The 25,493-nt window shown below is 71.2% G+C and carries 18 protein-coding genes; 7 read left to right on the top strand and 11 right to left on the bottom strand.

Translation table 11 applies throughout. The features are described 5' to 3' along the window. Positions 1–306: 306 nt before the first annotated feature. The 4 genes from CP984_RS07485 to CP984_RS07500 all read right to left on the bottom strand — a co-directional run bounded on the left by CP984_RS07485 (position 307) and on the right by CP984_RS07500 (position 9,036). On the bottom strand, positions 307–2,934 hold the full coding sequence (locus CP984_RS07485) for an RICIN domain-containing protein (protein WP_003982637.1): 2,628 nt from the start codon (positions 2,932–2,934) through the stop codon (positions 307–309). 41 nt (positions 2,935–2,975) lie between these two features. After that, positions 2,976–5,342: a non-reducing end alpha-L-arabinofuranosidase family hydrolase gene (locus CP984_RS07490; protein WP_003982638.1), complete on the bottom strand. Its 2,367-nt coding sequence runs from the start codon at positions 5,340–5,342 to the stop codon at positions 2,976–2,978. Between the two features lie 498 nt (positions 5,343–5,840). After that, on the bottom strand, positions 5,841–7,406 hold the full coding sequence (locus CP984_RS07495; RefSeq protein ID WP_003982639.1) for a sigma-70 family RNA polymerase sigma factor: 1,566 nt from the start codon (positions 7,404–7,406) through the stop codon (positions 5,841–5,843). A 355-nt stretch (positions 7,407–7,761) separates the two neighbouring features. Further along, positions 7,762–9,036 carry a PAS domain S-box protein gene (locus CP984_RS07500; RefSeq protein ID WP_032920967.1) on the bottom strand — a complete coding sequence of 425 codons (1,275 nt, stop codon included), beginning with the start codon at positions 9,034–9,036 and terminating at the stop codon, positions 7,762–7,764. Positions 9,037–9,428: 392 nt separating this feature from the next. Here CP984_RS07500 and CP984_RS07505 point away from each other — a divergent pair, with 392 nt between their 5' ends. From CP984_RS07505 to CP984_RS07515, 3 genes are read left to right on the top strand one after another with little or no spacing between them, the layout of a single operon-like run. Beyond that, a complete protein-coding gene (locus tag CP984_RS07505; RefSeq protein ID WP_003982641.1) occupies positions 9,429–10,907 on the top strand; it encodes an ATP-grasp domain-containing protein in 1,479 nt (492 codons plus the stop codon). Then, positions 10,904–12,916, top strand: a complete 2,013-nt coding sequence (locus tag CP984_RS07510; protein WP_003982642.1) for a PEP/pyruvate-binding domain-containing protein — start codon at positions 10,904–10,906, stop codon at positions 12,914–12,916. The genes CP984_RS07505 and CP984_RS07510 overlap by 4 nt, the downstream gene beginning before the upstream one ends. After that, entirely contained in the window at positions 12,913–14,334 is a 1,422-nt protein-coding gene (locus CP984_RS07515; protein WP_003982643.1) for an MFS transporter, read from the top strand. Before CP984_RS07510 ends, CP984_RS07515 begins: the two co-directional genes overlap by 4 nt. Here CP984_RS07515 and CP984_RS07520 read toward each other — a convergent pair. The 3 genes from CP984_RS07520 to CP984_RS07530 form a co-directional block, all read right to left on the bottom strand. Next, the gene (locus CP984_RS07520; RefSeq protein ID WP_003982644.1) at positions 14,277–14,921 is read right to left on the bottom strand and encodes a hypothetical protein; all 645 of its coding nucleotides are present in this window, start codon (positions 14,919–14,921) and stop codon (positions 14,277–14,279) included. The two genes, CP984_RS07515 and CP984_RS07520, sit on opposite strands and share 58 nt — an antisense overlap. Before the next feature lie 236 nt (positions 14,922–15,157). Continuing rightward, complete coding sequence (locus tag CP984_RS07525; protein WP_030179883.1) at positions 15,158–17,740, bottom strand: ATP-binding protein; 2,583 nt, start codon at positions 17,738–17,740, stop codon at positions 15,158–15,160. A 311-nt stretch (positions 17,741–18,051) separates the two neighbouring features. Next, positions 18,052–18,594 carry a DUF1707 SHOCT-like domain-containing protein gene (locus CP984_RS07530; protein WP_003982646.1) on the bottom strand — a complete coding sequence of 181 codons (543 nt, stop codon included), beginning with the start codon at positions 18,592–18,594 and terminating at the stop codon, positions 18,052–18,054. A gap of 179 nt (positions 18,595–18,773) precedes the next feature. Here CP984_RS07530 and CP984_RS07535 point away from each other — a divergent pair, with 179 nt between their 5' ends. Together CP984_RS07535 and CP984_RS07540 are read left to right on the top strand one after the other, a co-directional pair. Further along, positions 18,774–19,661, top strand: coding sequence for an alpha/beta fold hydrolase (locus CP984_RS07535; protein ID WP_003982647.1), 888 nt, complete (start codon positions 18,774–18,776; stop codon positions 19,659–19,661). An 11-nt stretch (positions 19,662–19,672) separates the two neighbouring features. After that, positions 19,673–20,389 carry a MerR family transcriptional regulator gene (locus CP984_RS07540; protein ID WP_003982648.1) on the top strand — a complete coding sequence of 239 codons (717 nt, stop codon included), beginning with the start codon at positions 19,673–19,675 and terminating at the stop codon, positions 20,387–20,389. A 13-nt stretch (positions 20,390–20,402) separates the two neighbouring features. Here the strand turns inward: CP984_RS07540 and CP984_RS07545 are convergent, their stop codons facing one another. Further along, the gene (locus CP984_RS07545) at positions 20,403–21,134 is read right to left on the bottom strand and encodes an AAA family ATPase (protein WP_003982649.1); all 732 of its coding nucleotides are present in this window, start codon (positions 21,132–21,134) and stop codon (positions 20,403–20,405) included. Between the two features lie 258 nt (positions 21,135–21,392). After that, the gene (locus tag CP984_RS07550) at positions 21,393–21,782 is read right to left on the bottom strand and encodes a RidA family protein (protein WP_003982650.1); all 390 of its coding nucleotides are present in this window, start codon (positions 21,780–21,782) and stop codon (positions 21,393–21,395) included. An 84-nt stretch (positions 21,783–21,866) separates the two neighbouring features. Here CP984_RS07550 and CP984_RS07555 point away from each other — a divergent pair, with 84 nt between their 5' ends. Together CP984_RS07555 and CP984_RS07560 are read left to right on the top strand one after the other, a co-directional pair. Beyond that, a complete protein-coding gene (locus CP984_RS07555; RefSeq protein WP_003982651.1) occupies positions 21,867–22,772 on the top strand; it encodes a LysR family transcriptional regulator in 906 nt (301 codons plus the stop codon). Between the two features lie 261 nt (positions 22,773–23,033). After that, complete coding sequence (locus CP984_RS07560; RefSeq protein WP_003982652.1) at positions 23,034–23,537, top strand: hypothetical protein; 504 nt, start codon at positions 23,034–23,036, stop codon at positions 23,535–23,537. On the opposite strand, the gene CP984_RS07565 is transcribed toward CP984_RS07560, so the two are convergent. Both CP984_RS07565 and CP984_RS07570 read right to left on the bottom strand, forming a co-directional pair. Next, a complete protein-coding gene (locus tag CP984_RS07565) occupies positions 23,527–24,159 on the bottom strand; it encodes a hypothetical protein (protein WP_226048627.1) in 633 nt (210 codons plus the stop codon). The genes CP984_RS07560 and CP984_RS07565 overlap by 11 nt on opposite strands. 20 nt (positions 24,160–24,179) lie before the next feature. Beyond that, complete coding sequence (locus CP984_RS07570) at positions 24,180–25,301, bottom strand: ROK family glucokinase (protein WP_003983103.1); 1,122 nt, start codon at positions 25,299–25,301, stop codon at positions 24,180–24,182. Positions 25,302–25,493 lie beyond the last annotated feature (192 nt).

Genomic DNA, 25,493 nt, shown 5'->3' on the forward strand with positions numbered 1-25,493 from the left:
GGCCCCGCGGACAGGGAACACACGCTGCTCGGCGGCATCAGGGGCTGCCGGTGTACGGGCCTTACCCCACCTTGGAAGCCGACCGGTGTATCCGCACGTCAGCCGCCCTCCCGTTCGTCCACTCGGGTGACCTCGCCCCCTCCAGTACCGCCGGACAGGGCCTTGGAGCCCACCGTCATCGGTCCCCCTCCACAGCAGAAAGCCGCCCCTCCAACCGAGCTGTCGCATCGGTCAGGAGGGGCGGCTGTCCCTTGCGGTCAGCGCGTCAGCTCACGCGCCGTACGGGCATCCGCTCTGGCGTCGGGGTCAGGACGGGTCGCCGTACTGGAGGCCGCGTCCGTTGGTGCCGATGTAGACGCGGCCGAAGGTGTCGGGGTCACCGGTGATGACGCCGACGCCACTGATGTTGCCCCACTGGTGGTCGTCGTCGTTGACGCGGAGCCAGGTGGCGCCCTTGTCGGTGGAGCGGAAGACCCCGCTGACGTCGTTGACGGTGCCGATCATGTACAGGGCCTGGTAGGAGGCGCCCGGTGCGGCCTTGCCGAAGCCGAGGGCGGCGGCGGACTTCACCGTGGTGAGCCTGGCGAAGGTGCGGCCGCCGTCGGTGGAGTGCAGCAGCCCCCGGTCACCGCCGGCGATCCACAGGTCTCCCGCAACGCCGGGTACGGCCTTGAGCCGGCCGCCGGCGGGAAGGCCGGTGGCCCGGGCCGTGAAGGTCGCTCCGCCGTCGGTGCTGGCGTAGAGCGTGCCGCCGGCCAGCGAGTAGAACGTGCCGGCCGAGGAGCGGTCGGCGACGACCACGGCGCCGGCGCCCAGGCCACCGACCTTCGACCAGCTCGCCCCCTTGTCGGTCGAGCGGTACGGGACCTGGCCGGCCTCGGTCCACACGATGCTCGCACCGTCCGCCGCGAGCGCGACCTGGCCGCTGTCGGCGCCGACCACCGGCTCCGACCGGAAGCCGGTCCAGCTGTTGCCGCCGTCGGTGGAGTAGGCGCCGTCCTGCGCGCCGCCACTGCCGACACGGACCATCACCGAGGGGTTTGCCTCGGCGAAGTCGATGTCGGTGCTGTTGCTCATCAACGGGTTGTTCATCCGCCCGGCGGGCACCTTGGTCAGGTCGTCGTGGCGGAAGCCGCCCTGGTCGCCCATGGCGGTGATGACGGTCGCACCGCCGGGCGGGGCGATCGCGTCCATCAGCGCGGTCTCCTCCAGGCCGCGCGCGCCCACGGTCCAGTGGCTGGTGCCGCCGCTGTCGGTGGCGTCGGCGTCCTTGCTGCGCCAGATGCCGTTGCCGGTGCCGTACAGCACGTGCCCGGAGTCGAAGGGGTCCATGGCCAGGGCGGTCATCCAGTGCCCGGTGTGGGTGCCGATGTACGGAGCGGCGGAGGCGTTCCGTACCGATTTCCCGGCCAGCGCCTTCCATGTCGTGCCGCCGTCGGTGCTGCGGTAGATCTCGTCCTCGGGCCACCAGCGGTCGAGGGTGGTGACCATCACCGTGGACGGCTTGCGCGGGTCGACGGCCAGGCCGGAGAAGCCGTAGCCGCCCTGGGACGGGGAAACGTTCTTCCACGCTCCGCCTGCCGGGGTGTACTTCCACACCGAGCCCGCCGTCACGCCGTTGGGTCCGAGGTTGTCGGTGTACGTCAGGTACAGCGAACCGTCACCGGAGACCACGCCATGCTGGGGCAGTTGGCCGGTGGGCTGCCCGGGGACGGCCTTCCAGGTGCTGCCGCCGTCGGTGGAGCGGTAGAGGGAGGTCGACTTGTCCGCGACGCCGACGTAGACCGTGTTGCTGCCGGCCGGCCCGTACGTCACGAAGGAGATGCCCGCGCCACTGCCCGCCCCGTCCTTGACCGGGAACGTCGAGACCTGCCGCCATGTCACCCCGTGGTCGGTGCTGCGCCACAGGCCGTTCTTACGGGTCCCCAGCAGCAGGGTGCGGTGGTCCGAGGGGTCGATCGCGAGCCGTTCGCCCGCCCCGCGGCCGTCCTCGTTGCCGCCCAGCTTGAACGGCAGATCGGTGCGCTGGAAGGTGCGGCCCCGGTCGGTGGAGCGCAGGATCGCGCCGTTGCCGGCCCAGTTGTTGGTGTAGGTGCCCGTCGCGAGGTAGAGCCGGCTGGGGTCGACGGGGTCGGTGGCCAGCGCGTCGATGCCCAGCAGGTTCCAGTCCTTCTCCCCGAGCCAGTCCGTGAGCGGTATCCACTGCTCGGCCGCGGTGTCCCACCGGTAGGCACCGCCCATGTCGGTGCGCGCGTACAGCAGACCCTTCTCCCGTGGGTTGAACACCAGGCCGGTGACGTAACCGCCGCCGACCACCTGGGCGTTCCTCCACTTGTACGGCCCGGCCGCGGCCGCCTGGCTGCCGGTCACCTTCACCAGCTTCCACTGCTGGTTGATGCTGCCCCTGCCGGGATACTGGACGACCGCCGCGCCCTGGGCCGTGGCCCCTCCGGAGACGTCCAGGACCTGGCCGCTCTTGCGGGAGGTGAAGGTGACGGCGCCGGAGCCGCTCACGTCATCGATCCGCCACTCCTGGGAGGCGGCGGAGCTGTCGGTCTGCTGCTCGGCGGCAGCCGACCGGGCGGTCGAGCCGCCCGCTATGCCGAGCACCTTGCCGCTGTTGCGGTTCACGAGCTCGTAGTGGCCGTCCTCGGTGGGCCTCAGCTTCCACTGCTGGTTGGCGGTGTTCTGGTCGGTCCACTGCTGGATGCGGGTGCCGTCGGCGGTGGAGAAGGCGTTGACGTCCAGCACCTTGCCGCTGCGCACGGAGACAAGCTTGTAGTAGGCACCGGCGTCGATCGTGGCGGCCAGGGAGTCCTCTTGGGTGAACAGGAGGTACGGCACGACGGCGGCCGGCACGCCGAGCAGCAGGCCGGTCGCGGCTCTGCGACGGCGGTGACGCCCGCGGCGCCGTCCGTCCGTGTGGTTCTTCATGGGGAGGTGTTCTCCTTGCATATCACCGTGGATCGGGCAGGTCAGCGCTGCAGGGTGAGGACACCCGGCCGGTACGGGAGCCGGTCGTAGTCGCCGCCCGCTGTGGGGGACTTGCCCTGGTAGAGGAACTGCAGATTGCAGGGGTCGATGGTCATGGTCTGGTCGGGGTTGTTGCGGACCAGGTCACCGTGGCTGATGTCGTCGGTCCAGGTGGCACCGCTGTTGGCCTTGCCCGCGAAGGGGTTGTTTTCGCCGGTGGCCTGCGGGGTCCACGTACCGCTGAGGCTGGAAGCCGTGAACGAGCGGAAGTAGCGCTTCTGGTGCGCGCCCCTCGCCTCGACGATCATGAGGTACTCGTTGTGGCCCTGGACCTTGTAGACCTGCGGCGCCTCGAACAGCTTGTCCGGCGTGTCGCTCATGACCGTCGTGTACGAGGAGCCGAAGTTGCCCGGGAAGTTCCCGATCGGCATGCTCGCCCGGTAGATCTTGCCGTTGTCACCGGCGAAGAACAGATACATGTTCTGGCCGTCGGCGATCAGGGTCTGGTCGATCGGGCCGGTGGGGGAATCGGTGCGCGGGATGCTGCCGGTGAACAGCGGACGGGGGGCGGACCAGCCGTTCGGGTTGGTGGGGTCGCTCGACGTGCGGTAGCTGAAGGGCCACGCACCCCACTGGGACGCCAGCACCCAGACCTTCTTGGGGGCGAAGTAGAACAGGGTGGGCGCCACCGCGCCCTCTCGCATGCCGGTCTGGCCGGCCGACGCCATGTCCGACCAGTTCGTGAAGGGGCGGAAGGCCATCGAGCCGTACGAGTTTCCGGACGCGCTCGACGCGTAGACCAGGTGCTTGCCGTTGTGCACCACGCTGGTGAAATCCTTCACCGCGAGCCACCCGTTCGAGGGCTGTGCGAGGGCACCCGTCGACTTCCACTTGTACGTCGAGGGAAGAGCACATGCGCGGCTGCCCGCCGTCGTCCCGGACGGGGCGCTCCACTTCTGGTTGTCGACGGACGCGCAGGCGTACAACTGGATCTTGGTGCCGTTCGCGGTGGCCGCGCCGACGGCGTCGAGGCACAGGCCGGACTGCACGCCGGTGATCGTGCCGTTGGTGTTGATGTTCCACTGCTGGTTGGCGCCGCCGTTGCAGTCCCAGACGACCAAGGAGGTGCCGTTGGTGGTGCCCTTGTTCTTGGCGTCCAGGCACTTGTTGTCGTGGACCTTCAGCTGCTTCGCGGCGGTGTAGGTCCAGCGCTGGTTGGCCCGTCCGCTGCAGTCCCACAGTTGCGCCGGGGTGCCGTTGGCGGTGACGGAGTCGGGGATGTCGATACAGCGGCCGGAGGCCACGCCCTTGATGTCGCCCGTACCGCCGGCCGGCTTGGCCGGGGGCGTACCGGAGCCGGAATGGAGAGCGTCCATGACGGCTCTGTACGCGGGCTTCGGCCTGCCGTTGTCGTCGAACAGCAGCGGGCGCTCGTCGCGGCGCCAGGAGTCGCTGTCCCGGATGCCCCACACCGTGATGCCGGTACACCGGGCCACGGCCAGGCAGGCTTTCACCGTGTTCGCGTAGTGGACGGGTGGTGCCTGGGCGATGTCCAGCTCGGTGATCTGGACGTCGACGCCCAGGGCGGCGAAGGCGGCCAAGGTGGTCCTGAAGCTCGCCGGCGGGCCGCCCGCCTGGAAGTGGCTCTGGAACCCGACGCAGTCGATGGGCACGCCGCGGGACTTGAAGTCCTTGACCATGCGGTAGACGCCCTGGGTCTTGGCGTCCGACCAGTTCTCGATGTTGTAGTCGTTGTAGCAGAGCTTGACCGAGGAGTCGGCCGCACGGGCGATGCGGAACGCTTCCTCGATGTGGCCGTCGCCCAGCAGGTCCTGGAACTTCGAACTGCGGTGCTGGGAGGAGCCGTCGGCGAAGGCCTCGTTGACCACGTCCCAGGCGTAGATCTTGCCCTTGAAGTGGTTCATCTCGGTGGTGATGTGGTTCTTCATCGCGCTGCGCAGGGTGTTGGCGTCGGTGATGGACTTCACCCAGCCGGGCAGCTGTTGGTACCAGACCAGGGCGTGGCCACGTACCCGCTGCCTGTGCGCGGTGGCGTGGCCGACGATCCGGTCGGCCTGGCCGAAGGTGAAGGTGCCGCGGGAGGGTTCGGTGGCGTCCCACTTCATCTCGTTCTCCGGGGTGATCATGTTGAATTCCCGGTCGAGAATCGTGGAGTACGTCGGGTCGCCGAGCCTTCCGGCAGCCACGGCCGTACCGAAGTACCTGCCCGAGGGGGCCGCCTGCGTACTCAAGGCGGCGGCTCCGGCGGAGCTGGGGAGAAGTGTCACGACTCCGGCGATCACCGCCGCGGTCGACAGTCCTACCGTCACTGTCCGGCGGCTCCGGCGGAGCCGGTGCAGGCCCTTCACGATTCTCCTCGGGGGTCGCGGGTCACCTGATCTGTCGCGGGGTGGGTGCGGTGCAGGACGTGGGGCCGTTCCTGCCCACCGGTCACCCGGCATTCGTGGGTGTGTCGCGTCATGGGAGCCGCTTTCTTCAGGGGATACGTCAACGGGATATGGGAGACCTGCCACGCCGGCACGCCATGGCGAGCGGCGGGAAGGTCACCCCTGAAGTGGAGGCTTTCTCACTCGCGGTCCCGTAACGGAAAAGTCGCGCCGCACGGAGGATTGCTCAGTGATGCATCTCGCAGGCAAAAAGCGTTATGCCGAGCCCTGTGGTCCGGTCGTCCCCGTGGGGAGGGATGCAGAACTGTCACGGCGAGGCAGCCGACGATGAAATGCGGGCCGAACCTGGATTCGGCGCAGCGCTCGGCTCACCGCGGGGTGGGGGCGTGGTGTGGGCTCGTGCTGGGAATCGCCGGCTGTCACTGAACGACCCGGCCCAGGATTCTCGTAGAGCGGTTCTCAGGCCCGGGCCTCGCGCGTGATGAAGGAAGCCTGGCCGGCGAAGGCCCGAGTGCCGTCGGAGCCATCGAGCCAGATGCCACCGTCGCGGTGGCGGAGGACCGATCCGGGATAGTTGTGCGCGTGCAGGGTCACCGACCCGGCGACCGCCCCGGGGCGCGGACAGAAGGTGGCGTCTTCACGGAACAGTTGGCTGCCGTCGTTGGTGCTCAGCCGTAGCCGCAGGTACTGATGGCGAAGATACCGGCCGTCCGCGGCGCGGAGGGTGACGCACCGTGTGTCGGCCAGTCCCCCGACGACCGTGAAGGTGATCCGTTGCGGTGCCTGCGCGCCGCCGGGCGCGGAGACTCGGCCGCCGAGCGTCGCGAAGTCGCCGGCGTACGTGACGAACAGGCCGGGCTGGTCCACGGACTCCAGCGACCGCGCGCCCAGCGGAACCGTTCCCGCGACGGCGGACGGACTCGCCGGGGACGGTTTGGGCGACGCGGTGGTGCGCGACGGGGTCGGCGTGGGGGCGCGCGACGGGAGCGGCGTGGGGGTGCCGACCTCGGGCGCGGCGATGACGGCGGGCGTCCGGGGCGCCGGTTCGGGCCAGGCCGCGTAGGTGGCGGCCCCGGCGACGAGCACCGCGCCGGTGGCGAGGCTCACCACCGGATGAGCGGTCACCACGTGCAGTTTGCCGAGCAGCGAGCCGTGCAGACTGCTTCCCCCCGTCGCCGTGCCGACGCTGACGTGTGCCGCGGCCAGCCCGGCGGCGCCCGCGGCAGCCGTACCCGACAGCAGGCCCTTGGCGGCCAGCGCGGCGAGGAGTGCGGCCGGGACGGCCAGCGGCGCGATGTTGAGAAGCAGCAGTTCGGCCGGAACCCGTTCTGTCGTCGTGCAGACCGGGCAGTCACGGGTGTGCCGCGCGATCCGCTTGCGCCACACCGATGTACGGAGACCGTCCCAGCCGGCGACGGTCTCGTTCAGCTGCGGACAGCGCGGGTCCGCCTCCAGCGCGGCGACAATCGTCCGGCTCAGTTCCAGTTGCTCGCGCATGCGCTGCAAACGAACTCCGGCGTGGGCGGCGCTGAGCCCCATCGCGTCGGCGATGTCCTGACGGCTCAGCAAACCGGCGCATTCCTGCCACCACAGCGACAGCAGCACCCGGTGGTCCGGGTCGAGCCACCGGGCGGCTTCGACCACCTGACGGCGCTCGTCCGACATGTGCAGCCGCAGGATCGTCATGTCTTCGGGCGCGGTGCCGACATGCGGTGTCCGGAGTGCCTCGTCGATGACCGTGGTCCGGTCGGCGAGAGTGCGTTGCCGGTGCCAGTGGGTATTGACCTGGCGGAGCGCGATCGACACCAGCCAGGACCGGAAACTTTCCGGGGCCCGCAGGTCGGGCAGGTCGCGCACCACGCGCAGCAGGGTCTCCTGGACGACGTCGTCCACGTCGGCATGTCCGCTCAGCGCCCGCCCGACGATGTTGTAGAGCAACGGCAGGTACGCGGCGATCAGCTTCTCGCGCGCCCGGTCGTCACCGGCCTGCGCCGCGACAACCAGCTCCACATGGCCCGCGTCCATGAGCCCATCCCACCTTCGTCAAGGGAGCGATCCGCCGAGTACGGCGGCATACCTTAGCGTCGGCAAACAGTTACGGCCAAAGCCTGCGCCTCGGGCGGACGAGCCGGCCCGCGGGTGCGTTCGGGTAGCAGGCGGCCTACTCGTGGACGTCAGGTGATGCCCCATCAGGACGAGCGTCGAATGAGCATCGCGACCGCCATTTCAGCGTGCGGCTATCGTCCGCACCGCATGCGTCGTTACCGCCTCGCTCGTCCGGGTACCCGGCCGGCCACCGAACGGGCCGCCGACGAAGCCGCCGCCACCGGCCCCGTGCCCCGGCGCGTAGCAGACCTGACGCGATGCCGAGCCGCCGGCCTCACTGCCTCCCGGTGGCCGGCCGTGGCGGCCAGGCCCGGGGAGCGAGGATGCCCAGGACGTAGGCACGGGCGACGAGGGCGGGTCTGGTCTCGGCGCCCAGCAGGTCCCGGAGCCGGCTGAGGTGGTAGTCGACTGCTTGGCGGGAGAGCTTCAGCGAGGTGGCGATTTCGCCGTTGGTGCTGCCGCCGGCGAGGAGGGACAGTATGCGGATCTGCGCGGCGGTGAGCGACGGGTGGGCCTCGTGGGCGATGCTCTGGTCGGTGACGACGGCCCACACGTGTGCGACGCGGCCGACGGGCCCGCTCACCGTGGACAGGTGGAGCTGCGCACGGCGCTGGCGCCCCTCGGTGTCCAGGAGGACGGCGGAGGTCTCCGCCCGCCTGATGCGGCGGGTGATCAGCCCTTCCCAGGCGCGGCGCAGGGGGCGGAGGTCGGGCGTGGCGGCGAGCAGGGTGTGCGCACGGCGGCCGACGAGGTCGGACAGGCGTGTCCGGAACAGTTCGGCGGCGGCCGTACCCGCCTGTTCTATGCGGCCGCCGACCGAGAGCAGCGCGCAGGGCAGACCGCTGTAGTCCCGCAGCGCGCGCAGATTCTCCTCGGCCTCCTGGCGCTGGCTCGTCGCGCGGACGTGGTCGGTGATGTCGACGTAGATCCCGGCCACACAGGTCCGGCCGTTCTCCTGGACCGGGAAGCGGTGGCCGGCCGCCTGCCCGGTGCTGCCGTCCGAACGGTGGTAGCGCAGGTGGTGGCGGACCGGCTTGCCGCGGCGGAGGATCTCCTGGTCCAGGGCCCGGAACTGGGCAGCGTCGGAGGGGGTGTCGAGGTCTTCGATACGGCTGCCGACGACCCGCTCCGGTGTGGTGCCGTAGAGATGCGCGTAGGCGTGGTTGGCCCATAAGTAGCGGCCGTCGCGGTCGCGGAGGAAGGCCGCGGCCGGCGCGAAGTCGGCGAAGTCCGCGAAAGCGGCGTACGGCCGGCCACCGGCGGGCTGCGCACCGGTCTCCATCGCGATCCCGCGCGTCCAGCCCCGGCACCCGTCCTGGGGCCATCGCACGTGGAAGGTCCGGCCGTCGAACTGGACCAGGGGGTGGCCGCCTTGGGGGGCGTCTCCCTGAGCGGACAGTTCTTGGCGCGCGTGGTCCAGGAAGCGCTGCGCGGTGGGCAGGTCGGCGAAGGCCCCGCCGCCCCGCTCCTTGACGCGCCCCTGCTCATCCGCCTCCCACCAGGACACGGGGAGGCGCTCCAGCAGTGCTCTGAGACCGGGATCGTCCACGACGGCCTTTCCGTCCATGTACCCGCCGGGCGGCGGGAAGTGACATGGCGATGCCTATCCCGTGCGGAGTCCGGCCATGCTCCGTTATCAGCCGACTGCGGTACGTGAGCGCGTCGCCGGGGCGGCTCGCCATAGGTGATCCACCACCTTCGTCCGCACTCCAACGATGTCCACGACTTTGGCATTTGCCTGATTGGCGCCCGCCTCCGGCGGCACTTCCGGCACCCGCCTTCTGTTTCCCTTGTGTATGTCGCCGGTTACCCGCCGTGTTCTACGCGGGTTGCGTCACGGTGCCCCGGTCACGGTTGACGGGCAGCGGGGCCGGGCCACGGCCCGACGCCCCGGACGGACGAGCGAACAGACAAGTGACAAGCGATAGGAGACGAATTTCCGTGAGCACGGTGCTGTTGGTGCACGCCAAGGGCGGTCCGCCGCTCGGCCATGTCCTGTCCCGGACAGCCGCGCGGGCGGACGTGCACCTGCTGGCGCTCAGCGCGCTTCCGCCGTCGGTCGCCGCGTCCGCGGAGCGGCTGTGCGCCTCGGTCGTGCTGCCCACCGACGCGGAGCGGTCCGACCTGGTCTCGCTGATCGTGGCGCGGGCCCAAGCCGTCGGCGCGGACGCGGTTCTCACCTTCTCCGAGTACGCGGTCGTGGCCGTCGCCGAAGCGTGTGAGGCGCTCGGTCTCGCCGGTGCGGGAGACGCCGCCGCGCTCGCCCGCGACAAGCGGATGATGCGGCACACCTGGCATCGGCACGGCCTGCCGCAGCCCGCGTTCCGCCCCGTCGCCACCCAGGCGGACCTCCACGAGGCCGTCGCCGCCCTGACCGCTCCCCTGCTGCTGAAGGCGGCCTGGAGCGCGGGCTCCACCGCCCACCAGATCATCGCCTCCCCGCAGGAGGCCGACGCCGCCTGGCAGCGCTCGCGCGAAACCATGGACCAGTCCGCCCGGCTGGGCTTCGCCGAACTCCATGTGGCCGAGGCGGCGGGGCACTTCGTGGTCGAGGAGATCGTGACCGGCGACACCGCGGGCTGGTTCGACGAGCCCGGCTGGGGCGACTACGTCAGCGTCGAGGGCGTGGTGACCGGCGGCGTCTTCCGGCCGGTCTGCGTCAGCGGCCGGATGCCGACGGTGGAGCCGTTCACCGAGCGCGCCGGCATCACCCCCGCGTCGCTTCCCGTGGACCTTCAGGACCGCGTGGTCGACCTTGCCCGGAAGGCCGTCGATGCCCTCGGCCTGCGCGACTGCGGCACTCACACCGAGATCAAGCTCGGCGCCGACGGGCGCATGTGGCTGATCGAGACGGCCGCCCGGTTCGGCGGCGCGATGACCGTCCCGCAGATCGAGGAGGTGTTCGGGCTCGACGTCGTCGGCATGCTCGTGGACCATCTTCTGGGCCGTCCGGTCGCCTGGCCCGACCGGGTCCTCGGCCCGGAGCAGGCACGGGGCGCCGCGGGTTCCCTCGTCGTCCTCGCGGTGGACGGCCGCGGCGCGGCCTGGCGGGACCGCAGGCGGTGGGACTTCCGCGTGGTGCGGGAGGCCGTCGCGCTGAGCGAGGGCAGCACGCTCTCGGTGGTACCGGAGAGTTCCCTGCCCGACGGCAGCATCGTGCCGGTCTATGACCCCGCCGGCGGTGCCAACACGATGGCGGCCCTGTGCCTGCTCTCCGCCGCCGACGCGCGCACCGTGCTGCGCGACTTCACGGCTCTGGTGGACGCGCTGCCCGACGTACTGCCGCCCGCCGTACCCGCCGCGCCGCGGCCCGGGCCCCCGGCCGGCCGGTCCCGGAACACGACCGCACCGTCAGCCTCCGCATCCCCCGCCCGCCCGCGCGTCCAGCCGGCCGTACCGTCCGAGGGAGTCGCCGTATGACCACCACACCGCTCCCCGTCAGCGTCGCGGATCCCGCGACCGACCGCACGGTCGTCGGTGAGAACCTCTCACTGCCGCTGTTCCGCACGCTGTCCGGAGTCCTGGCAGGCCACCCGTACCTGAAGGTCGTCGTCGACCGCGCCGAGGCCACCTGGCACCTGCTCGACACGGCCGCCCACCCCTTCCACGTGAACTACATCGCCACCCGTGTCCTCGGCATGGATCTGGCCGAACTCGATGCTCAGCTGGACGAGTTCAACGCATCCGTCTACATGGACCCCGAGCGCCGCTTCCTGCTCGGTGTGCTGTCCCTGCACACCGATGAGGACCGCGAGGGCCACGAGCGCACCTTCCTCGTGCTGGAGACGACCGAGGCCGACACCATGCACGGGGAGTTGCTGGAGTTCTTCTACACCTTCGTACGGGAGCGCGTCGACGGCAGGCTGCCGCTCCTGCTCAAGCCCGCCAACCACGTCCAGGAAGAGGCACTGGCCTCGGTCAGCGAACAGCGCGTGCCGCGCGTCCTCGGCCACGAGCTCTTCGGCTCCCGGGTCCGCGTGCCGCTCAACGCCGGGGAAGCCACCGGCCGGCTGCGCTGCTTCACGACCCTGGCGGAGTACGAGGCGGCGGCCGACGGGCTCGGCTGGTCGGACATCGTCGCGATGCCCTGCCTGCCGGACGGCGTGCAGCGGGTGGCCGGGTTCATCAACACCGCGCCCATCACCCCGCTGTCCCACACCAACGTCCTCGCCTCCGGATGGGGCATCCCCAACGCGATCGTCCGCGACCTGGAACAGCTCGTCCAGAAGGACGGTTTGGACGGGGCCTGGGTCCGCTACCGGGTCAGCGAGGACGAGATCACCCTGGAGCGGCTGGAGCAGGCCCCCGAACTGCGGGCCCCGGCCTGGCACCAGCAGCGCATCCGCCTGGAGCCACCGCTCCTGGAGGACGCGCCCGTACTCTCCCTGCACCGGCTGCGCAGCGCCGACCGGGACCGCTACGGCACCAAGGCGGCCAATCTCGGAGAGCTGCACCACGTGCTCGACAGCCGCACGGCCGACCTCACCGCGTTCTACGGCCGCCCCCGCCCGCCCCGTAAGAACCTGTACGGGCACCTCGCGGCCCGGCTCGGCCTGGACTCGCCCTCCGCAACCGAACTCCGCGCGGCCGCGGCCTCCTTCGTGGCCGGCACCGTCGCGGCCCCCGAGGGTGTGGCCCTGCCGTTCTCGCTCCTGCACCGCTTCCTCACCTCCTCCCCCGCGCTCCAGCAGGGCATCGGCAAGCTGAAGATGGCGCTCGAACTCGACGCCACCGACGTACTCGACCCGCTCTGCCTCCAGCTCCAGCACCTGATCCGGCACACCGCGATGCCCGACTCCGTGGCCGGGGAGATCACCCGGGCCTTCCCCGCCGCGCTCGCCGCGGGCGGCCGTCTCGTGGTGCGCTCCTCCTCCAACGCCGAGGACCTGCCGGGCTTCTCCGCGGCGGGGGTCTACGACTCCGTCACCACCGTCCACGGCACCGGCGAACTCCTCGACGCCGTACGGCAGGTGTGGGCCTCCCTGCTCTCGCCGCGCAGTGTGCGGCTGCGCCACCAGGTGGGCATATCCCTGGACGACACCTACATGGGCGTGATCATCCAGGAGTACGTCCCCGCCGCGCTCGGCGGCGTCCTGGTGACCTGCGACCCCACCCGGCGCGAGGACTTCCGCAACGTCTACCTCAACTGTTCGCCGGGCTCACCCGAACAGGTCGTCGAGGGCGAGGTACTTCCGCAGCAGTACCTCTACAACACCGTCGAGGGCGGCGGGCGCACCGTCGCCCTCGGTTCCTGGAGCGAGGGCCTGCCCGCCGCCACCCGGGCCCGGCTCGCCGACCTGTCCCTGACCGGCCGGCTGCTGCAGTCCCACTTCAGCGCCCCCGAGGTGGACGACCCCCTGGACATCGAGTGGCTGCTGACCGACCAGGGCGACTTCCGCCTGGTCCAGATCCGCCCCTACGCGCTGTGAGCCCCCGCCTCCCGCGCTCCGCGGCGCGGCCCGCGGCCACGCCCCTGACCGGCACCGCCCGCCGTATCATCCGGCTCAACTACGGCTTCCAGCTGCTGTTCAACCTGCTGTGGTGGATGCCGGTGTTCTACGCCTACCAGAAGGACGCCGGCCTCTCCGACGGGCAGATCTTCGGTATCCAGAGCATCTACTACGTGGCCTTCTGCCTCTTCGAGATCCCGACCGGGCTGATCGCCGACCGGATCGGTACCCGCAACTGCCTGCGGGCCGGCGCCGTCGTGATGACGGCCGCGAACCTCGCCCCGGTGGTCAGCTCCTCGTACTCCGGCTTCCTCGTCCACTTCCTCGCCATCGCCGCCGGCCGCTCGCTCACCTCGGGCGCGGCCAGCGCCTACCTGTACGACGGGCTGCGCGCCGAGCGGTGCGAGGAGCACTACCTCAAGGCGGAGGGGACCGCCCGGGCACTCGGACTCGCGGCCAAGATCCTGTGCTGGCCCCTGGTCGGGCCGTTGATGGTGCTCGTCCACCCGGCCCCGTACCTCCTGAGCGCCCTGAGCGCGGCGGGTTCGCTGATCTGCGTCATCGCCCTGCCCCGGACGGCAACGCAGGCTCGCGGTACGGCCTCGTCGGGCCGGGCCGGAAAGCCCCGGGCGCCACGGGGCGGGCGCGGCACCTCGCTGGGCGACGCGAAGGCAGCGCTGCGCTGCGTGGTCTCCTCGCCGTGGCTGGCGCTGGTCATGGTCCAGGGCGTGGCCGTGTTCACGCTGTCCAGGATCTGCCAGGTCAACCTCTTCCAGCCGATCCTGCTCGACCACGGCATCGGCGAGTCCGCGCACGGCGGGGTACTCGCCGCCATGACGGTGGCGGAGGCCGTGGGCTCGGCACGCCCCCAGTGGCTGGGCCGCCGCCTGACACCGGTGGCCTGGGTCTCCGTCCTCAGCCTCGTCCTCGCGGGCACCCTGGCGGGCATCACTCTCGGCGGGCCCTGGACGACCGTCGCCCTGCTCTGCGTGTTCGCCGCCGCGGCCGGCTTCGCCTACCCGATCCAGCGCAAGCTGGTCAACGATGCCGTACCTGCCGGCGCCCCACGGGCAACGCTGCTGTCGGTCGAGTCGATCGTGGACCGCGCGGTGTGCGCGCTGGCGGCCGTCGCCGTGGGCGCCTACCTCTCCGCAGGCCACCTGGACGCCCTGCTCTGGCACAGCGCCCTGGCGACCGCGGTGCTGCTCGGCGCCTTCCAACTGGTCGTGCGGAGCATGCGGACGCGGCGCGGTGCGGAGGGGGATGCGGCGGAGCGGCCGGATTCCGAGGCGGCAGAGGAGCCGGACGCCCGCACGGACGCAGGCGCACCCGCACCTGTTCAGGCGCGCCCGCGCGAGCCGTACGCCAGCCACTCGACCACCCGGGCCGGGAAGTAGGCGGGACGGTACGGCCGTCCGACCTGATAAGCCACGTAACCGAGCGAAGCCGCCACGTACGTCTCCTTGGCGGTCTCCCCCTCGTAGACGAGGCGGCAGCCGTGCGCCGCGGCCTGGGCGCGCTTCCAGAGGACAGGCGCCGGCTTACGCTCCGCCTCGGTACGCGGAGTGAGAATCCGGTCGCCGAAGTCCGCCCAGGCGAACGGGGCGGGCCCCTTCCACGCGCCGTCGACCTCCTTCTTCAGGGCGGCGGCGCGCTCGGCGTCCGTCTTGCCCCACGAGGACGGCACGTTGGTAATCAGCCCGACCTTGATGTGCCGCTCCCGCAGCGTACGCAGGTACGCGGCCGCACCCGGCAGGTAGCTGATGCCGGAGTCCGCGGCCGTGTGCACCAGAGTCTCGCCCAGATCGAAGTAGACGACGGCACAGCCGCGCGCCGAAGGTGTCCGCGCCCCGGCCGGAACGCCGTACGACACGTCCGCCCGCACGGCCGCACTCGCCGCGTTACCCAGCACGGCCGATGCCACCGCGGCGGCCGACGCCACGAGACCGATACGGAAGAAGCCACGGAAGGAGGTTGTCTGCATGGCGTTCGGCGCCTCTCTCTTCGACGCGCCACTCGGACGCGCCCCCCGTCAGGTGCGTGACAGGCAGACGCACGAAGCACCCCTACGGCCCCTCGTACCCCCGAAGGAGACCCGCTCCCCCGTCATCGCTGTTTCCCGCCATACCCCTGAACAGCCCACGCCACTCGCCGACACACCACCGAGCACGTCGGCCGCCTCCTCACGGGAGGAACGGCCATCGCCCGGGTGGTGCGCCTCTACGGCGTACGGGCGGACACCGCCGCCCCCGGAACCGCCTCCGGAACCGGGGCAGCAGGCAGGGAGACGACCATCGTCAGGCCGCCGCCGGGGGTGTCCTCGGGGGTCAGCGTGCCGCCCATCGCCTCGGTGAGTCCCCGGGAGAGTGCCAGGCCGAGGCCGAGGCCGGTGGTGTTGTCGGTGTCGCCGAGCCGCTGGAACGGCTCGAACGCCCGCTCGCGGTCGGGCGGCCGGATGCCCGGGCCCCGGTCGGTGATCCTGAGCTCCACCCGCCCGGCCAGCGCGCTGGCGCCGATCGTCACCGGGCGCCCGGCAGGCGAATGGCGTACCGCGTTGGACACCAGGTTGGCGAGGACGCGTTCCAGCAGCGGCGGGTCCGCGAGTACGTCGGGGGCGGTCTCCAGACCCAGGGTCGCCACGTGGGCGACGGCTGCCGGGGGCGAGCCGGGCAGGGTGTCCAGTGCCGCGGGGAGCACTTCGGTGAGTGCTACGGGCTCCAGGCGCAGGGTCAGCGCACCGGCCTGCAGCCGGCTCATGTCGAGGAGGTTGTCGACCAGGCGGCTGAGCTTGGCCAGCGACTCCTCGGCGGTGGCCAGCAGTTCTTCGCGGTCCTCGGCGGAGAAGTCGACATCACGGCTGCGCAGTGAGCTGATCGCGGCCCAGCAGCCGGACAGTGGCGTGCGCAGGTCGTGGCCGACCGCGGCGAGCAGTGCGGTACGCATCCGGTCGGCCGCCTTGACCGGCTCGACCTCGGCGGCGGCCTCGGCGAGCCGGGCGCGTTCGACGGCCGCGGTCAGATGCGCCGCGAAGGCCGTCAGGACGCGGTGCTCCGAGGCGGGCAGCCGGCGTCCCTTCAGCACCAGGACGCTGTCCTCCCCTATCGCCACCCTGGTCTCCCGGTCGTCACCACCCTCGGACGGCAGGCCGCCCGCGGCGCCGGAATCCGCCTCCCCGTCGCGTGGCCGCAGCGCGATGCTGTCCATGCCGAAGGTCTCGCGGGTGCGCTCCAGGAGGACGGGCACCGCCCGGTCCCCGCGCAGAATGCCGCCCGCCAGCGAAATGAGGCTCTCCGCTTCCGCGGTGGCCCGGGCGGCCCGCCGGTTCAGCCGCAACGAGCGGTCGACGATGGCGGCGACGGTAACCGCGACCGTCGTCAAGGCCGCCTGGGCGACGACGATATTGGCCTCGGCGTACGTGAAGTGGCCGATGGGCGGGATGAAGTAGAGGTTCAGCAGCAGCGAGGTCGTCACGGAGGCGAGCAGCGCGGAGACCACCCCGCCGATGCAGGCCACGCCCAGCACCGTGAGCAGGAACAGCAGCGCCTCGCTGGTGAGGTTGAGCGCCAACGGCCCGGAGACGGCCCGTAGTACCAGGGTGAGCAGCAGCGGAAGCACCAGGCCGGCCACCGGACCGGCCACCCGCCGCGAACGTGGCAGACCGCTTCCCGGCGCGGCCCATCTGCGCCCCTGGCCTGCGTGTTCGTGCGTCACCGTATGGACGTCGATGTCGCCGGAGCGCTCGACCACGGTCTCGCCGACACCGCGCCGCGTCAGCAGGCGCCGCAACCGGCCCCGGCGGCTGGCACCGATGACCAGCTGGGTGGCGTTCTGGGACCGGGCGAAGTCGAGCAGGGCGGTGGGTACGTCGTCCCCCACCACCGAGTGGTAGCTGCCGCCCAGGCTTTCCGTCAGCTGCCGCTGTCCCGCCAGCGCGGCGGGCGAGGAGCCCACCAGATCGTGGCTGCGGGTGATGTGGACGGCCAGCAGATCACCGGACGAACGGCTCACGATCCGGGCGGCCCGGCGGATCAGGGTGGCGCCCTCCGCGCCACCGGTGAGCGCCACCACCACCCGTTCACGGGTCTCCCACACCCGGCCGATACGGTGCTCGTCCCGGTACTTGCGCAGCGCCTCGTCCACCCGCCCGGCCACCCACAGCAGCGCCAGCTCCCGTAGAGCGGTGAGGTTTCCGAGCCGGAAGTAGTGCGAGAGCGCCGCGTCGACCTTCTCCGGCGGGTAGATGTTGCCGTGCGCCATACGGCGCCGCAGCCCCTCGGCCGGCAGGTCGACCAGCTCGATCTGGTCCGCACGGCGGACGAACGCGTCGGGCACGGTCTCGTCCTGCGGCACACCGGTGATCTTCTCGACCACATCGCTGAGCGAGTCGAGGTGCTGGATGTTGAGCGTGGCCACGACATCGATGCCGGCCGCCAGCAGTTCCTCGACGTCCTGCCACCGTTTGGCGTGCCGGCTGCCCGGCGCGTTGGTGTGCGCGAGCTCGTCGATGAGCACCACGTGCGGCCGCAGCTCCAGCACCCGGTCCAGATCGGCCGCGGTGAATTCCGCACCGCCGTCGCCGCGCGTCGGCCGCGGCAGTACGTCCAGCCCGTCGAGCATCGCCTCGGTGGACGCACGGCCGTGGCACTCCGCGAAGGCCACCACCCGCGTACCGCGCGCGGCCCGGCGTCGCCCCTCGTCCAGCATCCGGTAGGTCTTGCCCACCCCGGGAGCCGCCCCGAGAAAAACCTTGAGCCGGCCGACCCGCCGCCCTGCCCCGCAGGTCACATCGCCGCCCCGCTCCATCACGTACTCCTCCACGTACCCCACTTCCGGAAAGCGGCACGCCGGGCGGCATGGCGAAGGAGAGTTCACGGCATGGCACCGGTCGGCGTGCGAGGTTCCTGAGGACATCGTCACCGCGCACCGTCAAGAACCGCGAAGGAGTTCGAAAACGTTGACGCAACTCTGTCCCTCGTGCGCGGTCCGCGTCGTTGTGCCGGGGTGGCGGAAACGGGGCGGGAGCTCCCTCGACGGGTGGGGCCTTCCGCGGCACGTGTACCAAGGCCGACGCCCCACCCCCAGGTTGCCGATGCTCTCTGGTACCACGTGAGCCACTAACGCCGCGCGTGCCGGATCCTCAACCGCCCGTACCCCATCGTGCCGAAGATCCGGATCTTCGGCCCGCCGGGGCGGGGACTCGGCCGGGCCTTGTAGCGCAGGTCCTTCCATCCGGTACTCAGGCCCTCGACGTCCACGATCGCGTCCCGGGGCACCGTGATCCTGGCTCCACCGGTGCCGAGTTGCAGCTCGATGTCGACGACCGGATGCTCGATGACCGCCCTGGACAGGTCAAGCCGCACCCTTCCGTATGCGGAGCCGACCTTGAGGACCCGGGGCACTCGCCACGCACCGCGCCGCCGGATCCGACCGCCGGCCGCGGCGATCGTTGAGGCGGGGGCCGAAACCTCCTCGGGTAGCGAGGCCAGAGCCGACGCGAGCTCGCCGTGGGTCTTGGCGGTGAGCACGTGGCCGAGACGCTGGTCCATCTCCTCGTACGAGATGCGCTCCTCGGCGTATACCTCTTGAAGGCGCTGTACAGCCGCCTCGCGCTCGTCGTCGCTGAGCAGTGCTGACGGGTCTTTCTGCGGAAAGGTCACCGCTCAACTCTAGGGCTCGGCAGACGAATTGGGTGTTGATGTCCGGATCGGACAGGGCATTCTGCGGGATCGCACACCACCGCATCCTCTCGCCTGCCGGCATGCCGGTCTTCCGTCCGGCTCGGGAACCGAGCCGATCGCTTGACCTTGCCCCAGCGTCAGGGTCGGACCATCGGTCCATGGACACCACCACACGCCCTGCGCGTCAGGTCCCGCTGGGACACTTCTATGACATCGATGGACGAAGCCTGTTCCTGCACCGGTCGGGCGACGGCGGACCGGCCGTGGTCTTTCTGCCCGGTGCCGGCGCGATCGGCCTGCATTACCTCAACATCCACCAGAGCGTCAGCCGGTACACCACCTCCGTGCTTTACGACCGTGGCGGTACGGGGTGGAGCGGCCCGGCCGGTCTTCCGCGCTCCTTGGCCGAGGTCGCCGTCGAACTGAGGGAACTGCTGCGCGCCGCGGAAGTTCCGGCCCCTTACGTACTGGTCGGGCACTCCCTCGGGTGTGCCTACGCTCGCCGCTTTGTGCAGTTGTTTCCTGCGGATGTGGCGGGCGTGGTCTATCTCGACGGTGTCGTGGAGGACTGGGAGACCTGTATGCCGCCGCTGCGTTCGCAGAAGGTACCGGGCACAGCGGCGCTGCGACTGGTGAGCCTGCTGTCCCGGGGCGTCTACCGGAAGATGTTCGCCTCATGGCCACCCGGCATACGCGATCTCCTGGTCGCACACCATCTCACCGTGGCGGCGCAGCGGACGGGTGCGCTGGAGCGCAGCAACCAGCCGGAATGGCTCCACGAGCTCAAGGCGGCGGGGACCGTGCCCGATACACCGCTGATCGCGATGACCGCCCTGGGCATCGACCCCGCCATGCGCGTGCTCATGTCACCGAAGAAGCTGCGGCAGCTGCGCACGGGCAAGCGGCGGCTCTACGACGCCCTCGCCGCGTCGGTACCGCACGGGGAACACCGCGTACTGGGCGGGGCCAGGCACAGTACGATCACCACGGACTGCCCGGAGGCCGTCGCCCAGGCCGTCCGCGACCTGTGGCAGCGGGTGTGCTGAAAGGAGCGCCGGTGCTCACCATCGGCCGGCTCGCGGCCCACGTCGGGGTCACGGTACGAGCCGTACGCCATTACCACCAACGCGGTCTGCTGGCCGAGCCCGAACGCGACCGCTCCGGCTACCGGCGCTACGGCGCCCAGGCCGTGGTGGACCTGATCCGCATCAAGACCCTGGCCGATGCCGGCGTGCCCCTGGCCCGCATCGACGAACTCCTCGCCGCCCGGCCCGAGGAGTTCGCCCGGGCCGTCACCGAGGTCGAGCAGGATCTGTCGCGCAGGATTCGTGAACTCACCCGCCGGCGCCGCAGCATCGCGCGCCTGGCCGCGGGAGACCGCCTCTTCCTGCCCTCCGAGGTCATCGGCATCCTCGACCGGCAGCGCGCCTTCGGTGTCAGTGAGCGCATGGTACGTATCGAACGCGACTCCTGGATCATGCTGGTGGCCCTGGCGCCGGAATCGGTCCCGGAGTGGGTCGCCGCAAAGGAGAAGGCACTTGCCGACCCGGATTTCCGGCGTCTTTACCTGACCTGCGACGAGGCGATGGACTGGGAAGCCGACGACCCGCGGCTGCCCGGCCTCGCCGCCGCCATGGCGGCCTGGAAGGCGCGGCAACCACCGCACGAACTGCCCGGCCCCGGGACGCTCGCCCTCATGGACGCCAATGCCACCGCCGCCTCACCAGCATGGCGACGACTGGAAGAGCTCCTTTCCCGCGATCGCCGAGTTTGATCGGGACCTGACCTCACTGAGGAACCTTCCCCACCACCGGCACGCCACCGAACTCCACCCCCGCCACCCGCTCCCGCGAACGGCGGTCCAGCAGCACCACGGATGCCGCCTCGCTCACCGGGGCGGGCTGTTCCGCGAGCCTGGCGGTCGGTGGGACTGCGGTCCGCGGTGTTGCGTCCGGTGTGGGCATTGCCCGCAGCAACCGGTCCAAGCCTCTGCGATGTCGGGCGAAGGCGCGTCGTGGTGCCCACCGGCCCCGGGCTTCCTGGCCGGACAGCGCCTCGGCGACCCCTACGTCCAGCATCACCAGATGCAGTTCGCGGCCTTGGCGTACGGCGCTCCGGGCGAGCCATCGGCGCATCCACGGCCGGCCGCCGCAGTCGTGGACGAACAGGGGGCCGCCGCTGCGTACCTCCCTGCGCAGCCACCGGAAGTACGTCCACCGCGCCCAGGGCCGGTACACCGCGTACGGCAGCCAGTCCGGCATCACCGCTTCGCAGGCGACATGGACCACTCGCGGATCGATGACGGGCGCAGCCTGGGACAGACGCCGCAAGAGGGTGCTTTTACCGCTGCCAGGCAAGCCGGAGACCACCACCAACGCCTGCGCGGGATACGTCAGCACCGCCGGAACGTCCTCCACGCCCCGCAGATCCACCACGCCACGCGGCCGGAAGACCGGCCCCCGGTCCGCTATGGCGGACTCGCCCGCCTCCGTCACATCCGTCGATACCGAACTGCCCACTACCTGACCTTCGTCGTACCTGACTGCCCCTCGCGGCAGCCACGGGCGACGGATCTTCCGGAAGACCTGTCCGTGAGCCTTACTGGGCGAAGAGACGCAGCTTTGCCTTCGCTCCCCGTTCACCTGCGCGGATGCGCCTGCTTCGGGCAGCGGACAACGACTCTAACGCCAGGAGGTCCCAGGCGTGGGCGGCCCGCTGGACGACGAGATGCCTTTGCTCTCGGTCAGGTGCCCCCGCCCCCTGACCACGGCCCGCCGTCACACGGCGCCGCGCCGCGCGTACACCTCTATCTCGATCTTCATCCGGGGGTCGGCGAGTCCGCAGACGAGCATCGTGGCGGCCGGCCGGACGTCGCCGAAGCAGCGGCGCAGGGCCGGCCAGCAGGGCTCGAAGTCCGCGCGGTCCGGCAGCAGGTAGCGCACCCGCACCACGTCGGCGAAGGTGCACTTCGCCTCGGCCAGCGCGGCCTCGATGTTGCGCAGGCACTGCTCGGCCTGCTCCACCACGTCGTCGGAGATCGTCATGGCGGTGTAGTCGAACCCGGTCGTCCCGGACACATGCACCCAGTCGCCGTCCACCACGGCGCGGGCATAGCCGATCTGCTCCTCGAAGGTCGAGCCGCTGAGGATCGCACGTCGCTCTGTCATGCGGCGAACGCTAAGCGACCAGCAGCGATACGTCTAATACAGCCCTGGCTATGATCAGATATCCGATCTGGTATCTCTGAGGGTATGGAACGGCCCGAACTTCCCCTCCCGCAGCTGCACGCCTTCGTCGTGCTCGCCGAGGAGCTCCACTTCGGTCACGCGGCCGCCCGCCTGGGCATCGCCCAGCCGCCGCTGAGCCAGCAGATCCGCCGCCTGGAGGACAAGGTCGGTCACGCGCTGTTCAGCCGCCGGCCGGGACAGGTCGCCCTCACCCCGGCCGGGCGCGAACTGCTGCCCGCCGCGCGGCGGGCCCTCGCCGACCTCGCGTCCGGCCTGGCCGCGGCCCGCGCCATCGGCAGCGGCCGGGCCGGACGCCTGCGGATCGGCTTCGCCGCCTCCCTGGCCCTGACCGTCCTGCCCGGTCTGCTGCACACCTTCCGGCAGCGGTTCCCCGACGTGCACCTCGACATCCAGGAGATGACCACGGCGCCGCAGATCACCGCCCTGCGCGACAAGACCATCGACATCGGCCTGGTACGCGAGCCCTCCCCCGAAGCGGACCTCGGTTTCAAGACGGTGCTCCGCGAGCCCTTCGTGGCCGTGCTGCCCGCCGCTCACCCACTGGCCGCCCAGCGCACCGTGAAACTCGCGGACTTGGCGGACCTGCCGTTCGTACTGCTGCCCCGGGCGGTCGGCCCGCAGCTGTACGACCAGATCACCGGTCTGTGCGTCGGCGCGGGCTTCACGCCGCGGATCGCCCAGCACGCGGTGGAGTGGCAGACCGTGTGCGCGCTGGTGAAAACCGGACTCGGCGTCTCACTGGCCCCGGCAAGCATCCGGCGCATCCGGCTCGAAGGCGTCGCCTTCCGCACCATCGCACCGGATACCGCCCGTACGCGCGTCGCTGTCGCCTGGCGCAGGAACGACGAGAACCCGCTGATAGGGCACCTGTTGGCGACCGTCAGCCAGGAGGCGCCGGGCGGGGACTGAGTGCGGCACCCGCCATCGGCGCGGCGGCCCGCCTGCGCGGCACACACGACCCCACCGACCTGACGGTCCGCACACTGACCACCCGCGGCCACGCCGCACTCGGCCAGGAGCCCTTCACCCGGGTCTACGACACCGGCTGGCGCCTGGACACGGCGGCGGCCTTGAGGCGGAGCGATCCGGTACGGCTGCGACACGGTCGTGGACCGGCATAATGATCAGCCGACGTGCTCGTGGACGCGCAGTGCCACAAGGGGGAACAACATGGCGGACATCCATGGCGGGGCACTCGCCGTACTCGTGGGAGTCGTAGGGCTGGTGGTGCGCCGGCAGCTGGCAACCCGTCCGGTGCGGCGCAACGGCTCGCTGATCGGCCCGGCGGTCCTCGGTGTCCTGGGCGCGGCGGGAATCGCCTTCGGCATCGCCTCGGTCCTCAAGTACCACCCGCTGCCCCTGCTGCCGGTCGTCCTGCTGGCCGTGAGCCTGCCCGTCGCCGCGGTGTTCGGCGCGGCCAGGTCCCGTACCGTACGGGTCTGGCGCGAGCCGCAGGGTGCGGTGCTGCGCAAGGGGACCGCGGCCACGGCCGGGCTGTGGCTCGCCTCGGTGGGCGCGCACATCGGGCTCGGGCTGTGGATCGACCATGCGGCCGGGGCCGGACTGCTGGGGACCGCGTCGGTCTACGCCTACCTGGCGATCGGCCTCTGGACACAGAATCTCCTGATACGGGGGCGTGCCGCAGCCGCCGCCCGTACCCCCCTCAGCGCTTGAAAGCGACCGTCGAGACGACATAGACGACCGGATGGTCCGGATCGTCGAAATTCACGGCGATGCGCTGGCTGGGGCCCGGGCCCTCGGCCTTGATGGACGTGCCGGCCCACTGGCCGCCGCCGGCCAGGTCCCAGCCGACCTTGGCCGCTTGCGCGCCGGTGATGGTGATCTCGCCGTCCTTGAGGGCTGCGCGGCTGGTGCCGGCCCACTTCAGGTAGTGGTCCAGGCCCCATTCGTTGGTGCGGAACTGGACGTAGAGAGAGCTGCGGTGCCAGGCGTTGGACTCGTAGTAGTAGACCGGTGTGGAGCCTGCGGGGACCGGGACGTTGTAGATGCGCTGCTGCACCTTGGAGGGGAAGTCGTTGTAGAGGCCGGTGGCCGCGGCCTCCTCCTCCTTGCTCTGGCCGCTGTCGCGGCTCTGCTCGGCGGAGATGACGATGTAGCCCGCGGGGACGGCGATCAGCAGGAAGATCACCAGGGCGGTGAGCCAGCGGCGGCGCCGGCTCGGCCGGGGTGCCGCGGACGCGCCGCCCGGGGGCCCGGCCGGCGGCTCCGGCCGCTCGGGCGCCTCGCGCACGGCCTGCCCCGGCTCCTGTCCCGCCGGATCGTGTTCGTCGGTCATGGGTGGGGTGTCCAGCTCCGTCATCGCCGGCCCGATCGTTCGTACCGCTCATAGCGTTCCACGCGACGGCGGTTGGCGCGCCGGAAGCGGCGGGCCACCAGGCGCGCCAGGTCGGCGGCGCCGACCATCCCGGCCTCGGGACCCAGCTGGGCCTTGGCGATCCGGGCCTCGGGGCGGTAGCCGCGGCCGGTCAGGGTGCGCCGGAAGGCGTCCCGGGCCGGGCCGATGAGCAGGTCGTCGGCGGCGCTGACGCCGCCGCCGATCACGAAGCAGGAAGGATCCAGCGCGGCGGCCAGATTGGCGATGCCGACGCCCAGCCACTGGCCGATGTCCTGGAGCAGCTCGACGCACATCGCGTCGCCCTCGCGGGCCAGCTCGGTGATCAGCGGGCCGGTGATGTCGGTGACGCGGCCGCCGACCCGGTCAATGATGTTGTACGCGACGGGAGAGTCGGCGGCGGCCAGCTCGCGCGCCTCGCGGACCAGCGCGTTGCCGGAGCTGTACTGCTCCCAGCAGCCGCGGTTGCCGCACGGGCAGCGGTGCCCGGCCGGCACCACCTGCATATGGCCGAACTCGCCGGCCACTCCGTACTTCCCTCGCTTGACCGCGCCGTTCTCCAGGATCGCGCCGCCGATACCGGTACCGAGCGTGATCATCACGAGGTGGTCCTCGCCTCGGCCCGCGCCGAAGCGCCACTCGGCCCAGGCGGCCGTGTTGGCGTCGTTGTCGACCATGACGGGGACCGCCAGGCGGCCCGCGAGACGGTCGCGCAGCGGCTCGTTGCGCCAGTTCAGGTGGGGTGCGAACAGGACGGTGCTGCGGTCGGCGTCGACCCAGCCGGCCGCGCCGATGCCCACCGCGTGCACATCGTGCCGGTCGGAGAGGTCCAGCACCAGTTCGGTGATGACGTCCTCGACGACCTTGGGGCTCTTGGACTTGTCGGGCGTCTCGGTGCGGACCTTCTCCAGGATCATGCCGTCCGCGTCGACGACGCCGGCCATCACCTTGGTCCCGCCGATGTCGATGCCGACGGTCGGCACGCGGGGCGCGCTCAGGTGGGAACGCCGCTCGCGGGTGCCCACCGTGCGCAGCACGGTCGCTCTGGCCGATCCTCGGTGCACCCGGTCCCGGTACGTGCTCATCGACCCACCTCTTCGCCGTTGCGGTGGCGGCGGCTGCGTGCTCGCAAGAGTCGTCTCGTCCCTGCGGGTGTCGGGAGGCCGGGGCCTCGGGCGTGCGTGGTCCGGTGGTGCTCGTTCGGTCTCGTACGTGTCCGGGCGCCGCCGGGGCGTGCCCGGGGCGCGCGGTGCCGTGCCGGCGGCGGTGACGTGCAC

Origin of the sequence: Streptomyces rimosus (genome assembly GCF_008704655.1) — a bacterium.
GTDB lineage: Bacteria > Actinomycetota > Actinomycetes > Streptomycetales > Streptomycetaceae > Streptomyces > Streptomyces rimosus.